Origin of the sequence: Desertivirga xinjiangensis (assembly GCF_024436435.1) — a bacterium.
GTDB classification, from domain to species: Bacteria; Bacteroidota; Bacteroidia; order Sphingobacteriales; family Sphingobacteriaceae; genus Desertivirga; species Desertivirga xinjiangensis.
Genome location: NZ_JAFMZP010000008.1, coordinates 53,735 through 68,104 on the forward strand (window position 1 = coordinate 53,735; position 14,370 = coordinate 68,104).

Sequence of the window (14,370 nt, forward strand, 5' to 3'; positions counted from 1 at the left end):
CACGAAATGGAATCACAAAAGTTAAGCAATCACAGATGGACCATATGCGGTCTTCTGTTTTTTGCTACCACCATTAACTACCTGGACAGGCAGGTTCTTTCCTTAACCTGGAAAGACCATCTTGTTCCGGAGTTTCATTGGACAGACAGCGATTATGGAACAATCACAGCATTGTTCTCAATCTTCTATGCAGGGTCAATGCTTATCGCCGGCCGCTTTGTTGACTGGATGGATACTAAAAAAGGTTTTCTTTGGGCAATCGGTATCTGGTCATTAGGTGCATGTATTCATGCATATTGCGGTATTGCTACCTCGGGCATCCTTACCGGAAACTGGTTTGTAAGCTTCGGCGGCGCAAAAGAGCATATCGAGACCGTTGGCGATACTGCACTAGTGTTGTCAACAAGTGTTACGCTTTTTATTTTTGCACGTTTTGTACTTGCCTTAGGTGAAGCCGGAAACTTTCCGGCAGCAATTAAAGCTACAGCGGAATATTTTCCTAAAAAAGACAGAGCATTATCAACCAGTATTTTCAATGCCGGAGCAACGGTTGGAGCTCTAGCAGCGCCTGTGAGTATCCCTTTTATTGCGGAAGCTTATGGATGGGAGATGGCGTTCCTGATCATTGGTGTATTAGGATTTGTCTGGATGGGATTCTGGATTTTCATTTATAACAAGCCAGAAGTTCACCCTAAGGTGAATGCTGCTGAACTAGCCTATATCCAACAAGATGTTGTTATCAATGAGCACATTTCAGAACCTGTAACAGGAGCTTCTCCGGAAGGCAAGCTGTCTTTTGTGAAATGCCTCCAGTATAAACAAACCTGGGCCTTTGCTTTCGGAAAGTTTATGACAGATGGTGTTTGGTGGTTCTTCCTGTTCTGGACTCCAGCTTATCTTGCCGACATTTACGGCATGGACTCTACTGAAAGTGCATTGCCGCTTTTCGTACTTTATATGATAACTCTTCTTTCAATTATAGGAGGATGGCTGCCATCCTACTTTGTGGATAAGAAGGGGATGGACCCATATGCAGGCCGTATGAGAGCAATGTTGATCTTCGCGTTTTTCCCTCTGCTGGCTTTACTGGCACAACCATTAGGTCAGACTACGTACTGGATTCCGGTAATTATTATCGGTATTGCAGGTGCTGCTCACCAGTCATGGTCCGCAAATATCTTTTCGACGGTTGGTGATATGTTCCCTAAGAAGGCTATTGCAACAGTTACCGGTATAGGAGGCATGGCAGGAGGATTAGGCTCTACTGTGATCAATAAAGGATCCGGGGTGCTGTTTACTTTTGCCGGGGAGACTCAAATGAAGTTTATGGGCTTCCAGGGTAAAGAGGCGGGTTATTTCGTTATCTTCTCTATCTGTGCGGTTTGTTATCTCATAGGATGGGTCGTGATGAAAGCACTTGTTCCAAAATACCAACCTATTACAGATTTGTAGAATTCTGTTCTATTAGAAAACAGAATTTAATAAGAATATCACAAAAGACGAATCCCCGGGAATACCGGGGATTTTTTTTTAATTTCCCCCCGGTTTAACAGATGTCATTTATAACCAGGCCATCTGCTGTTAAATAAAAGGATGGCTTCCGCAATAATAAAGTATGATAATGAACGAACAATTAGATCTCGAATCAATATTTGTTGAGGAGAGTGAGATTCCTTCAGAATTTCTTATCTCAGAGGTTCATCAGAAGGAGTTCCTTAGTAATGGGGAAATGAAAAGCTGGAGTGGCGATGTACACCCGGTATATTCGCCGGTCTGTATCCGAACCCCCGACGGTTTAAAACGTAAATTAATAGGGACCTATCCGGTTTGCACAGAGAAGGAGGCTAATGACGCTCTTGAAGCCGCTGTCGCTGCCTATGATAACGGCAGGGGGCAATGGCCTACTATGAGTGTTCAGGATAGAATAAAGTGCGTGGAGGATTTCACCCACAAGATGATCGAGCAAAAGGATATTGTGGTGAAGCTGATCATGTGGGAAATAGGTAAATCTTATGCCGATTCTGTAAAAGAGTTCGACCGGACAGTGGAATATATTTACGCTACTATTGATGCCCTTAAAGATGTTGACCGCCAGTCATCCCGTTTTGAAATAGAACAGGGAATTGTTGCACAGATCCGCCGCTCTCCGCTGGGTGTAGTATTATGTATGGGACCATTCAATTATCCTTTGAATGAGACGTTTACTACCCTGATCCCTGCTTTGATCATGGGCAATACGCTGCTGTTTAAACCACCTAAGCACGGTACCCTATTGCATTATCCTTTATTGAATGCGTTTAGAGAATGTTTTCCAAAAGGAGTTGTTAATACCATTTATGGTCGGGGCCATACCATCGTGCCTGCTTTGATGCAGTCGGGAAAAATTAATGTTCTGACATTAATTGGATCAAGCAAGGTAGCCGATCAGCTCAAAAAACTGCACCCTAAAGTGAACAGGCTACGTGCAATTCTAGGGCTGGATGCAAAAAATGCAGCCATAATCTCTGACAAGGCTGATTTGAAGCTGGCGGTAAGCGAAACCGTGCTGGGCTCTTTATCCTTCAATGGTCAGCGTTGTACAGCCTTGAAAATTATTTTCGTACATCAATCTGTTGTAGATGAGTTTTTAAAGCTTTTGTCGGAAGAAGTTTCGAAGCTGAAATACGGCATGCCATGGGAAAAAGGCGTGGCTCTTACCCCTCTTCCGGAGCCGCATAAGCCTGCTTATTTAAAGGAATGTATAGATGATGCACTGGCACACGGAGCTTCTGTAATTAACGAACATGGCGGTGAAAGCCACGAGTCGTTTGTATACCCGGCAATTGTTTACCCGGTAAACAAAGACATGAAGCTTTACAGGGAAGAACAATTCGGTCCGGTTATTCCAGTCGTACCATTCACCGACTTAGAAGAACCGATCGACTATCTTATTGAATCCACGCACGGCCAGCAGGTGAGCATTTTTAGTAATGATGCTGATGAACTTGCTTCATTAATAGACCCTCTTGTTAACCAGGTAAGCCGTGTAAATATAAACTGCCAGTGTCAGCGCGGCCCGGATGTTTTTCCATTCACGGGTAGAAAGGATAGCGCAGAAGGTACCTTGTCAGTTGTGGATGCTTTACGCTCCTTCTCAATCCGATCTTTAGTTGCTACCAAGCTGAATGAAAATAATAAGCAGCTGATAAATGATATTATCGGAGAGAATAACTCGAATTTCTTAAGTACTAAATTTATTTTTTAAGATATACTTTTAGTTTGTTCTTCAGAGCTAGAGCAGGTTGGGATGATTCCTGACCTGCTTATGCTTCTTTTAAAGGATAAACTTCAGCTAGCGGACTGAACAGGTATATTCGTCCGGTATCAGTCTCTGTACATTTTATACGCTTCCGCAGCACTTCGCCCCTGGCAAACACTCTTCCATCCTTTATCTGAAATACCGTCTTTATAGGTAAGCTTTCAATCAGAACGCCAGGATTTTCGTCATACTTTTTAAGTGCCCTGAACAAGCTCATGTCGCTGCAACTTGAGGCGGCCGGGTTTTCCAGGTAGGCCTGAAGTACTTGCTTCAAGTCCCGGGGAAATATATCTTTTTCAAAAAAAGGCTGCATCATTTTTTTGAAATTTATTTTCCACTCATTTCCATGGGGTTTTACACGGCCTTTATGCTCATTCCATGTCAGTAGATGGGCAAATTCGTGCACTGTTGTAACCAGAAAAGCATACGAATTAAGGTCATAATTAACAGATATACGATGATGGTGCCCACCATGCGGCGAGCGATAATCACCAAACTTAGTATTCCTGTTTCGTGAGACTTTAAAATCGCATTTATAGTAGTCTATCCATTTAGCTATGACCGGAGCAGCTTCAGCTGGAATATATTTGGAAAGAATGGCAACTTTATCCAATAGATTATTTGAGAAGGTTGTACACTAATAAGCTTGCAAAATACGCAAGAGCCGTCATATAAACCAATTGAATCAAGGGCCATTTCCAGCTTTTAGTTTCTCTGTAAACGATAGCGAGCGTACTCATGCATTGCATTGCAAACGCATAAAACACCATTAGAGAGAATGCGACGGCAAATGTGAACACTGGTTCTCCTGTCTCGGGGTTTTTAGCCTGGGCCATCTTTTCCCTCACAGAATCCATATGCGCTTCGTCATTGTCTACACTATATATTGTTGCCATGGTGCCCACGAAGACTTCCCTGGCAGCAAATGAGGTGATCAGCGATATCCCTATCTTCCAATCAAATCCCAGGGGTTTAATTGAGGGCTCTATCGCTTTGCCAAATATCCCCGCATAGGAGTTTTCAAGTTTCTCTGATGATTTTAACCTTTCAAGCTCTTCAGGAGAATAATTAGCTACGTATTCAGCTGATTGATATTTCTTTTCCAGCTCTCTTTGTTTTTCTGGTGGCCCGTAGGATGCAAGTACCCATAAAACGATAGATATGGCTACAATGATCTTTCCAGCTTCGAAAACAAATGCCTTAACTTTTTCATACATCGTAAGGCCTATGTTATCCCAGCGAGGCATTCGATAGACCGGCAATTCCATTATAAAGTATCCCTTGTCTTTTGAATGGATGATCAGCTTCATTACCCATGCCACCACAAAGGCCATCACCATGCTCAGAACGTACATACCCATGAGTGCTACACCCTGCATGTTTATAAAACCCCAGATTTTCTGATCGGGAACTACCAGAGAGATGAGCAGGGTATAAATAGGCAGTCGTGCGGAGCAGCTAACCAGCGGCGTAACCATGATTGTGATTATCCGGTCCTTCCAGTTTTCTATTGTACGGGCGCTCATTATAGACGGAACCGCGCACGCTAATCCTCCAATTAGGGGTACCACGGATTTTCCATTCAGACCTACCTTACGCATGATCTTATCCATCATAAAAGTCACTCTGGCCATATAACCGGTATCTTCAAGGATAGAAATAAAAGCAAAAAGTATAGCAATCTGAGGAATGAAAACCAATACACCACTGAGCCCCGCAAGCACTCCGTCTACCAGCAGGTCTGTGAATACCCCAGAAGGCAGTACTTCATGGGCCGTATTTGTTAACCAGGTAAAAAGACTTTCAATGAGGGTCATCGGGTATTCAGACCATGCGAAAATTGCCTGAAAAAGTAGGAATAGTATTGCGAAGAAGATTGTGAAGCCCCAGATCTTATGGGTAAGGATCTTATCTATCTTGTTACTAAGGTTCTCTTTTTCTGCCTCCTGTTTGAATTTAACGGTATCAAACAAGATATCGTTAATAAAATTATAGCGGGCTATTGTCTCTGCGGCCTGAACTTTAGAAGAGTGAAATGAAAACTCCTGCTCAATTTCTTCTATCCGTTCGCTTTGAGCTGGAGGTAAATAGCGCAGGTTTTCATGCTGATGAGCCAGCTGCAGGGCAGTGTAAGGCTTGTCAACCAATATTTCATCCTGGATCTTACGGATAAGACCAGGAGCTAAAGCTTCCACTTCAATGGTATCCGCCTGCAAGGCAGTAGATGGCGCATAAGCTATAGCCTCCTTTAATTTCTCAATATTATCGCCTTTACGGGCACATATTGGAATAACCTGAACTCCCAGGCGCGACGAAAGCTCGTCTACATTGATATCTGTACCCGCCTTTGAAGCCAGGTCTATCATGTTCAGAGCTATTATCACGGGAATTTTAAGATCTGCAACCTGAGTATATAACAGCAGATTGCGCTTCAGGTTGGAGGCATCTGCAACAACCAGTAGCAGGTCGGGATGCGATGGGTTATTTTTATCAGCAAGGACTTCAAAAACAATAGTCTCGTCCTTGCTTTTGGGATAAAGACTGTACGTACCAGGTAAGTCGATGACCTGCGCAGTTCTTCCGTCCGCAAGTTTGCAGAAACCGGTCTTCTTATCAACGGTAACTCCCGGAAAGTTTCCTACTTTCTGATTTAAGCCCGTTAAAACATTAAATAGTGTAGATTTTCCTGTATTGGGATTTCCAATCAGTGCAACTTTCAGATCACCGTTCACTTATATCTCTATTGCAAAATAATTGTTGAAGCTTCATTCTTGCGAAGGCTCAACTGGTAACCAGATACCCGGATTGCCATTGGGTCGCCTAGTGGAGCAAAACGCTCAACCACAATGGATTCGCCAGGAAGACAACCCATCTCCATAAGTTTAACTGACATCTCAAGATCAGTAAACTCTTTTATAATTCCAGTTTGCCCCGGTAGCAGTTGTGAAAGCTTCATGTCTTAATTCTAAACTGAGACAAAGGTAAGTCTATTTGTAATAAATCCAAATAAGAAACCTAAAAGCTTAGATTTATTCTTATAAATTCAACCACCTTTTGCGTACAGCTAATTGTTCTGTTGTTGCGTTTTTATCAAGCTCAAGTTTAAACCTGGCATACGGATTTCCTGTCAGTGTGACTTCTAAGGTTTGAATAATGCCATCCCTGGAAATCAGCACTTTAATTTTATCACCCACTTTCCTGGAAGTAATTATCCTGTCGAGGTCGCTCTTACCCTGATCGGCACCGGTACTAATGCGGTTGTTATCAATGGCAATAAGCTCATCGTTGACATTGAGGCCGTCATTCCATGCTGAGCTATTTCTCGCAACACTCGTAATTATCAGTTTTCCATCTCTAAGCGCAGACCCTATCCCCAGCATGGGCACATCACACCTGCTTTCTTTTGAAAGATAAATGCCGGCGTGACCAAGATAATTATTATAGCTTATCGGCTGAGTGCCATTTACATAATCAGTATATATTTTTTCAAGCGATTTTCCTGCAAACTTCTCAGCCATCGTTCTGAACTCCGCGTCGGTATAGCCTCTTTTTTGTTTTTTATAGTACTCATCGTACATTGCTTTCATTACGTCGTCCAGGCCCTTTCGTCCTTTTGTTGCACCAAGGATCTCAAGGTCGATAATCATACCAAGTAATGAGCCTTTATCATAGTAAGATATAGTCGAGTTTCGTGAGTTTTCGTGGGGGCGATAGTATTTTATCCATGCATCAAAACTCGCCTCGCTTACAGGCTGAAACTTATTTCCCGGCTGATTTTCGACGGTATTGATATCAGCACTGATCACTTCAAGGTATTTTTCCGGGGAGAAAACGCCGGTACGACGCAAGGTCAGGTTATCATAGTAGGCTGTAAAGCCTTCTGCTATCCAAAGGCTGTTAGTATAATTTTCTGTATCATAATTAAACGGCCCCAAAGCTATCGGTCGTAACCTTTTAACATTCCATAAATGGAAATATTCATGAGCTACTAGTCCAAGGAAACCTGTGTAGGAATTTTCGTCAGAATATGCGTTGCGCTTTGCGCCGAGAACAGTCGAGTTCAGGTGCTCCAGTCCGCCGCCGCCATTTAGCGTATTATGTACAATAAATACGTAGCGTTTATTCGGATTTTCTCCAAAAATTGAAGTTTCGGCCTCTATGATCTTTGTCATATCCGCACTTAAGCGGACTTTATCATAATTGCCGCCTCCGTACATAGCTACCTGGTGTTTTACGCCCGATGCGTTGAATTCAAAAACTTCCTGGTTTCCCACTTCTATGGGAGAGTCGTACAAAATGTCGAAATTTGGTGCATAATAGGTGTTTTTTTTACCCCTTACCGGCTCGAGGCCTGTTGAAATTGTTTTCCAGTTGTTATGAGGTTCTATGGTGATGCTAGCCGGTATATTGATAAGATTATCAATATACATGAAAATACCACTTGTGGATAAAAAGGCATGGGAGGCGTCTACAAAACTTGTGCGTACTGAAAGCTCAAAAGCATAAACCCGGTAGCTTACACTAATATTATTGCTTTTCCGGGTAGTTATCCTCCATGTATTTTTGTTAGTCTTTTGAAACTCCAGGGGCGCATTGTTAGTACCTTTTACTGAAAAACCCTCAACATTTTTAGCAAATTCACGAACCAGATATGAGCCAGGTGCCCAAACGGGCATTTTAATATCAAGATAATCTTTTGAAATTCCTGCTACATTCATTTGAACGTCTATATAGTGAGCCTGAGCTTCGGGAAATGAGACTTCGTAATTTATCTGTATTGCGGCCCTGGTCTCATTAGATATAAGTGTCATAGAAAAAAGTAGAGTGAGTGTATAAAATAATCCTTTCATAGTCGGCATTTTTGCAAATTTAATTTTATCAGCCGAATCCTTAACAGAAAGTGTATAATATCGGCTGATTTCCTTCATTTAATATCTTGTAAAATAGTTGATACACTAAACTTTCTTGCAATTCCACCCTTAGTTTTGAGTTTTTGTTTTTATGCATATTGGAGGAAAGCCTTTAAACCGATTACTGATATCCCTTACAAAGAAATACCTTAGTGTTTATTCGCAACAAACGAAAGGTCTGGATATTGACAGGTATCAGTATGTGCTTGTGCTGATCGACGACCATAAGGAAACTCTAACGCAAAAAGCACTCGCTGAAAATCTGGAAGTAGATAAATCTTTCGTAGTGGGAATAATAAATTACCTTGAGGGAAACGGATATGTAACCCGGGAGACGAACGTTAATGATCGTCGTCAGCAAGTGATCAAACTTACCGATAAAGCAAAGCCTGCGGTGACCAAGATCAGAGAGGTTACCGAAGAGCTCAACAAAAAGTCGTTAGCGAATCTAACAAACACACAAATAAATACTTTTTTGGAAGTTATCAATCAAATTGAGAGTAATTTGGTTGATATTAAGCCATTTAATATTATCATCAATTATAAAAAATAGCACTTAGATATGAAATTAAAGTACATTATTTACACGTTGCTTGTTGTCGGTTTCGGCTCTCTGATTGTGTACCGGATCGTTAGCAATAAGGGCGGAGGTAAAGGGGCTTCGGCGAAAACCGGCAAAGCGGGAGGACAACCTATGCGCGTAGATGGTGTGGTAGTAGAACCGAGAAATTTTTCAAACTCGCTTGCTGTTACGGGTACGATAGAGGCGAATGAACAGGTTCAGCTGAGAAGTGAGATATCAGGATTGATCAGAGGGATCTATTTCAGGGAAGGAAGTAATGTTACCAGGGGGCAAACTTTGTTGACAATTGATGATTCCGAATTAAGGGCACAGCTTGCCCAGGCGGTAACAAAACAGAATCTGGCTGGAGAAAACGAAAAACGAGCCCGGCTGCTTTTGCAAAAGGAAGCTATCAGCAGGGAAGAATATGATGCTTCTTTAGCCGAATTCCGTTCCTTACGTTCCCAGACTGCATTGGTGAAGGCGCAATTGGCAAAAACGGTAATAAAAGCTCCTTTCAACGGGAAGATAGGACTTAGAGCCGTGTCTGTTGGTGAGTATCTTGTGCCTACAACAGTGGTTGCAAATCTGGTGAATACAAATCCGGTAAAGATCACTTTTAACGTTCCGGAAAAATATGCTATGGATGTGAAAGTAAATACAGATGTCGACTTTACTGTATCCGGACTGGAAAAGAAATATACTGCAAAAGTATACGCTATTGAACCTCAGGTTGAGACCAATACCCGCACTCTGAGACTGAGAGCGCGCGCCGAAAACCCGGGGGGAGGTTTGGTTCCTGGCTTATTTGCAAATATCCAGCTTCCGCTATCTAATATTGAGAAAGCTATATTAGTGCCAACTGAGGCTATTATACCTGAACAGGAAGGTAAAAAGGTTTTAGTGTCTAAGAATGGTAAAGCGGAAGAAGTTAAAGTTGCGACCTCTACACGTACAGAAAAAGAAATACTGATCACCTCAGGGTTGAAAGCCGGTGATACGGTATTAACTACAGGAATTATGGCCCTAAAGGCTGGTAGTCCGGTTCAGGTGAAAATAGATAACAAGTAGAATAGGAGGCAGAGATGAGTTTATCAACCACCAGTATTAAGCGGCCAGTATTAACCATTGTGATCAATTTAATTTTGATTCTATTTGGTTTAATAGGCTTTTCTTTTTTAGGGATCCGGGAATATCCCTCGATTGATCCTGCAATCGTATCAGTGCGAACAAATTATTCAGGTGCAAATGCCGACATCATTGAGTCGCAAATTACAGAGCCCTTAGAAAAGGCCATTAATTCTATTGATGGTATCCGGAATATTTCATCGACCAGTAACCAAGGCTCAAGCTCAATAAATATTGAGTTTAACCTTGAGAAAAACCTTGAAGAGGCAGCAAACGATGTGAGAGACAAAGTATCGGAAGCTTTGCGCCAGCTACCAGAGGACATCGATACCCCTCCTGTGGTATCTAAAGCCGATGCTGATTCTGAGCCTATTATAACTATGACGGTAAGAAGCAGTACGAGAGACCAGCTGCAATTGAGCGATTATGCTGAAAACGTTATCTCTCAGCGGCTGCAAACGATTCCTGGTGTGAGCAGTATCCAGATCTGGGGTCAGAAAAGATATGCCATGCGTTTATGGCTTAACCCTGTAAAGCTTGCCTCTTATGGCCTGACCGTATCGGATGTAAGGAATGCCTTGAATAGTCAGAACGTTGAATTACCTTCAGGCAAAGTAAGTGGGGAAAATACTGAACTGGTTGTGAAGACTCTGGGAAATCTTTCTTCCGAGGAGCAGTTTAACAATCTTATCGTAAAATCGGACGCCACCAATATCATTCGGTTTAGTGATGTGGGAAAGGCAGAGCTTGGACCCGAAGATCTTGAAAAGAAAATGACCGAATCGGGCCAGCCTATGGTGGGTTTGGCTGTAATCCCACAGCCAGGAACAAACTATCTTGATATCGCAGATAAGTTCTATAAGGAATTCGATAAATTAAAGGCTGAATTACCAAAAGACTTACAGCTTAATATCGCGATGGATAACACCTCTTTTATCAGGGCGTCGGTTATTGAAGTAGCTGAAACTATTCTGATAGCTCTTGTACTGGTTATTCTAATCATTTATTTGTTCTTTAGAGATTGGGGTATTGCCTTCAGGCCATTAATAGATATCCCGGTTTCACTTATAGCTACGTTCTTTATCATGTATCTCGCTGGTTTTTCGGTGAACGTGCTGACCCTGCTTGCCATAGTCCTGGCTACCGGGCTGGTGGTAGACGATGGTATTGTGGTAACAGAGAACATTTACAAAAAGGTTGAAGAAGGGATGTCTCCGATTGAGGCTGCTGTAAAAGGATCCAACGAAATCTTTATGGCGGTTATTTCAATTTCAATCACATTGGCAGCTGTTTTTCTTCCGGTTATATTTTTAGAAGGCTTTGTTGGCCGCTTGTTCCGGGAGTTCGGTGTGGTAATAGGGGCTGCGGTATTGATTTCTGCGTTCGTTTCCCTAACGCTGACACCGATGCTTAACGCGTACTTAATGAAAGGCGGTGTTCAAAAGCATTCTAAATTTTATCTCTGGTCAGAGCCTTACTTCGAAAGGATGAACAAAGGTTATGCTGAAGCCCTTGGCAGCTTCATGAAAAAGAAATACCTGAGTTACCCGATAATTCTTGCCTGTCTTGGCCTGATATTCCTTTTCTTTAAAATTTTGCAGAAAGAAACCGCACCCTACGACGACAGGAGCATGCTGAGGGTGCAGGTAACTGCGCCCGAGGGTTCCTCTTTTGAATATACTGATCGATTTATGAAAGAACTGACCGAGATGGTTAACGACTCTGTTCCTGAGAAGGCCGTTAACCTGGTTCTTACTTCTCCGAATTTCGGTGGTGCAGGTTCTGTAAATAACGGGATGATGCGTATAGCACTTAAACCGGTAAAAGAGCGGGAGCGTTCTCAAAAGGAGGTTGCCGATTATCTGACTAAGGTAACTAAAAAATACTCTGAGGCACGTACAAACGTGGTGCAGCAGCCTACGATCTCAGTGAACCGAAGAGGCGGGCAGCCTATTCAGTATATTATACAGGCTCAGACTTTTGATAAGTTAGAGGAAAAGATCCCTGTATTTATGAACGCAGTTAATGAAGATCCCACATTCAGTGTTTCGGATGTGAATTTAAAATTTAACAAGCCTGAGATCAATATCTCTATCGACCGGGAGAAAGCACAAAGTCTGGGAGTATCTGTGATTGATGTTGCACAAACCTTGCAACTGTCTTTGAGCGGCCAGCGTTTCGGATACTTTATCATGAACGGACGTCAATATCAGGTAATGGGACAGTTTGCACGTGCAGACAGGAATGATCCCTTAGATCTGACATCATTATTTGTACGAAGCAGCACCGGAAAGTTAATTCAGCTCGACAATCTCGTAACGCTCGAAGAACGCAGTAGTCCGCCACAGCTGTATCATAACAACCGGTATATGTCAGCAACAGTGTCGGCAGGTCTGGCTCCGGGTAAAAGTATTGGTGATGGTATTGAAGCAATGGATAGAATTGCTGAAAAAGTACTGGATGATACCTTTACAACTGATCTCGGCGGAGAATCGCGCGACTTTGTGGAAAGTAGCTCTAATACTTTGTTTGCATTTGGCTTAGCGCTACTTTTAATCTATCTCATTCTGGCCGCCCAGTTCGAAAGCTTTCTCGATCCACTTATAATCATCCTTACGGTTCCGATGGCTGTAGCAGGCGCCATGTTGTCTCTGTGGCTTTTTGGACAAACATGGAATATTTTCAGTCAGATAGGCACTATTATGCTAATAGGGCTGGTGACGAAGAACGGAATTTTGATTGTGGAGTTTGCAAACCAGCTCAGAGAACAGGGTAAGCCCAAAATGGAGGCTATTATGGAGGCTGCCGAAGCGCGTTTACGGCCGATCTTAATGACAAGTCTGGCTATCGCCCTGGGAGCTTTACCTATCGCTATGGCCCTGGGGGCGGCAGCTCAAAGCCGGATGGGTATGGGCATTGTAATTGTTGGTGGCACTATATTCTCTCTCATACTCACTCTGTTCGTGATTCCAGCCATATATTCCATGTGGTCAAAAGAACGGAAACATCGTCCTGAATTTGATAATATTGAAGCATTTGAAAAAGAGGAACTGGTAACCAGCCATTAATTTATTTATATGAAGTATAAAGCAGTGTTGTTTTTGCTACTGGTGATTTGTTGTATTTCAATCAGGGCACAAGAACGATTAACACTTGAACAAGCTGTAGCGATAGCACTTGAAAATAATTTTAATATCCGTATCGTTAAAAATGATGTTGAAGTAAGTGAAAATAATGTCAGCCTGGCAAATGCCGGAATGATTCCTTCTGTAGAAGGTGTACTGGCGAACAACAACACCATTCAGAATAGTTCACAGACAAGGTCGACCGGAGAAGTCACCGAAAGAAACAACGCCAAGGGGGCAACCTTAAATTATGGGGTAAGTCTTAACTGGACAGTATTTGACGGATTTGGCATGTTTGCCAGGTATGACCAGTTACAAGAACTGCAAAAGCTAGGAGAAACCAATCTCAGGCTTACCGTGTTGAGTACATTGGGTGACGTAATTACCCGTTATTACGATCTTGTACAGCAGCAACAGCAACTGAAGGCTTATGATACAGCTGTCGACCTCTCACATCAGCGTGTATTAACAGCCCAGAACCGTTTTGAAATTGGTAAGTCGGCAAGACTTGAAGTTTTGAATGCTCAGGTGGATTATAATACCGATACCACCAATCTTTTAAAACAACAGGAACTGTATCGCAATACTCAGATCGATTTAAACAATTTGATGGGCAGGGATGTGAATATTCATTTTACGGTTGCGGATGATTTTCCAATCAACGATGACCTTTCCCTGGCTGAACTTAAAACCGCAGCTCTAAGTCAGAATCCATCACTAAAAGCTGCTTTGATAAGTAAGCGGCTTGCGGAGCTTGATCTGAAACAGGTTAAGGCGGCCAGGTACCCCGTTATTGGAGTAAATACCGGCTATAATTTCAATCGTACCGAATCGGCCCTTGGTTTCTCCACGTTGAACACGGGGCGGGGATTTAACTACGGGATCTCTGCATCGATCAACATATTCAACGGCTTTCTGCAAAAGCGAAATGAAAAGAATGCTGCGATAGCTATAGAGAGCGCCGGCCTTGATTATGAAAGGATTAATCAAAGCGTTAATGCGCAGCTTTCCAGTGCTTTTCAGACCTATAGAACTAACCTTAGTCTTTTGGAGCTTGAAGAAAAAAATCAGCAGATTGCAAGACAAAATCTGGACATTACTATGGAGAAATACCGACTTGGAAGTATTAGCCAGGTTGAAATCCGGGATGCCCAATTGAATTATGTAAATGCAAGTGTAAGGTTCAGCAATGCACAGTACCAGGCGAAGCTTGCTGAAATAACGTTAAAGGAGATTTCTGGTAATCTTGATTTAATAAATTAAATCTTTTTGTATTTGCTGAAATAACGTTAAAGGAGATTTCTGGTAATCTTGATTTAATAAATTAAATCTTTTTGTACTTGCTGA

Annotated in this window: 10 protein-coding genes; 6 read left to right on the forward strand and 4 right to left on the reverse strand. The window is 42.4% G+C overall.

The genetic code is table 11. From position 1 onward, the window contains the following. Window positions 1–6 precede the first annotated feature (6 nt). Window positions 7–1,452, forward strand: a complete 1,446-nt coding sequence (locus J3P37_RS17785) for an MFS transporter (protein WP_256012709.1) — start codon at window positions 7–9, stop codon at window positions 1,450–1,452. Between the two features lie 169 nt (window positions 1,453–1,621). Then, window positions 1,622–3,244, forward strand: coding sequence for an NADP-dependent glyceraldehyde-3-phosphate dehydrogenase (locus J3P37_RS17790; RefSeq protein WP_256012710.1), 1,623 nt, complete (start codon window positions 1,622–1,624; stop codon window positions 3,242–3,244). Between the two features lie 58 nt (window positions 3,245–3,302). Here the strand turns inward: J3P37_RS17790 and J3P37_RS17795 are convergent, their stop codons facing one another. The 4 genes from J3P37_RS17795 to J3P37_RS17810 form a co-directional block, all read right to left on the reverse strand. Next, window positions 3,303–3,911: a SprT-like domain-containing protein gene (locus tag J3P37_RS17795; RefSeq protein WP_256012711.1), complete on the reverse strand. Its 609-nt coding sequence runs from the start codon at window positions 3,909–3,911 to the stop codon at window positions 3,303–3,305. Window positions 3,912–3,915: 4 nt separating this feature from the next. Further along, window positions 3,916–6,030: a ferrous iron transport protein B gene (gene feoB, locus J3P37_RS17800; protein WP_256012712.1), complete on the reverse strand. Its 2,115-nt coding sequence runs from the start codon at window positions 6,028–6,030 to the stop codon at window positions 3,916–3,918. 8 nt (window positions 6,031–6,038) lie between these two features. Next, window positions 6,039–6,254, reverse strand: a complete 216-nt coding sequence (locus tag J3P37_RS17805) for a FeoA family protein (protein WP_256012713.1) — start codon at window positions 6,252–6,254, stop codon at window positions 6,039–6,041. Window positions 6,255–6,333: 79 nt separating this feature from the next. Beyond that, the gene (locus J3P37_RS17810; RefSeq protein WP_256012714.1) at window positions 6,334–8,226 is read right to left on the reverse strand and encodes a M61 family metallopeptidase; all 1,893 of its coding nucleotides are present in this window, start codon (window positions 8,224–8,226) and stop codon (window positions 6,334–6,336) included. 73 nt (window positions 8,227–8,299) lie between these two features. Here J3P37_RS17810 and J3P37_RS17815 point away from each other — a divergent pair, with 73 nt between their 5' ends. The 4 genes from J3P37_RS17815 to J3P37_RS17830 are packed head-to-tail and all read left to right on the forward strand — an operon-like array spanning window position 8,300 to window position 14,286. Beyond that, on the forward strand, window positions 8,300–8,761 hold the full coding sequence (locus J3P37_RS17815; RefSeq protein ID WP_256012715.1) for a MarR family winged helix-turn-helix transcriptional regulator: 462 nt from the start codon (window positions 8,300–8,302) through the stop codon (window positions 8,759–8,761). 9 nt (window positions 8,762–8,770) lie between these two features. Beyond that, the gene (locus J3P37_RS17820) at window positions 8,771–9,841 is read left to right on the forward strand and encodes an efflux RND transporter periplasmic adaptor subunit (RefSeq protein ID WP_256012716.1); all 1,071 of its coding nucleotides are present in this window, start codon (window positions 8,771–8,773) and stop codon (window positions 9,839–9,841) included. Window positions 9,842–9,855: 14 nt separating this feature from the next. Next, window positions 9,856–12,966 (forward strand): efflux RND transporter permease subunit, encoded by a 3,111-nt coding sequence (locus J3P37_RS17825; RefSeq protein ID WP_256012717.1) that lies wholly within the window; start codon window positions 9,856–9,858, stop codon window positions 12,964–12,966. A 9-nt stretch (window positions 12,967–12,975) separates the two neighbouring features. Then, window positions 12,976–14,286: a TolC family protein gene (locus tag J3P37_RS17830; protein ID WP_256012718.1), complete on the forward strand. Its 1,311-nt coding sequence runs from the start codon at window positions 12,976–12,978 to the stop codon at window positions 14,284–14,286. Window positions 14,287–14,370 lie beyond the last annotated feature (84 nt).

Excerpts from the sequence above, each read along its gene's own strand:
- J3P37_RS17785 (WP_256012709.1), top strand. The coding sequence starts at position 7 with ATGGAATCACAAAAGTTAAGCAATCACAGATGGACCATATGCGGTCTT.
- J3P37_RS17790 (WP_256012710.1), top strand. The coding sequence starts at position 1,622 with ATGAACGAACAATTAGATCTCGAATCAATATTTGTTGAGGAGAGTGAG.
- J3P37_RS17805 (WP_256012713.1), bottom strand. The coding sequence starts at position 6,254 with ATGAAGCTTTCACAACTGCTACCGGGGCAAACTGGAATTATAAAAGAG.
- J3P37_RS17810 (WP_256012714.1), bottom strand. The coding sequence starts at position 8,226 with ATGAAGGAAATCAGCCGATATTATACACTTTCTGTTAAGGATTCGGCT.
- J3P37_RS17815 (WP_256012715.1), top strand. The coding sequence starts at position 8,300 with ATGCATATTGGAGGAAAGCCTTTAAACCGATTACTGATATCCCTTACA.
- J3P37_RS17820 (WP_256012716.1), top strand. The coding sequence starts at position 8,771 with ATGAAATTAAAGTACATTATTTACACGTTGCTTGTTGTCGGTTTCGGC.
- J3P37_RS17825 (WP_256012717.1), top strand. The coding sequence starts at position 9,856 with ATGAGTTTATCAACCACCAGTATTAAGCGGCCAGTATTAACCATTGTG.
- J3P37_RS17830 (WP_256012718.1), top strand. The coding sequence starts at position 12,976 with ATGAAGTATAAAGCAGTGTTGTTTTTGCTACTGGTGATTTGTTGTATT.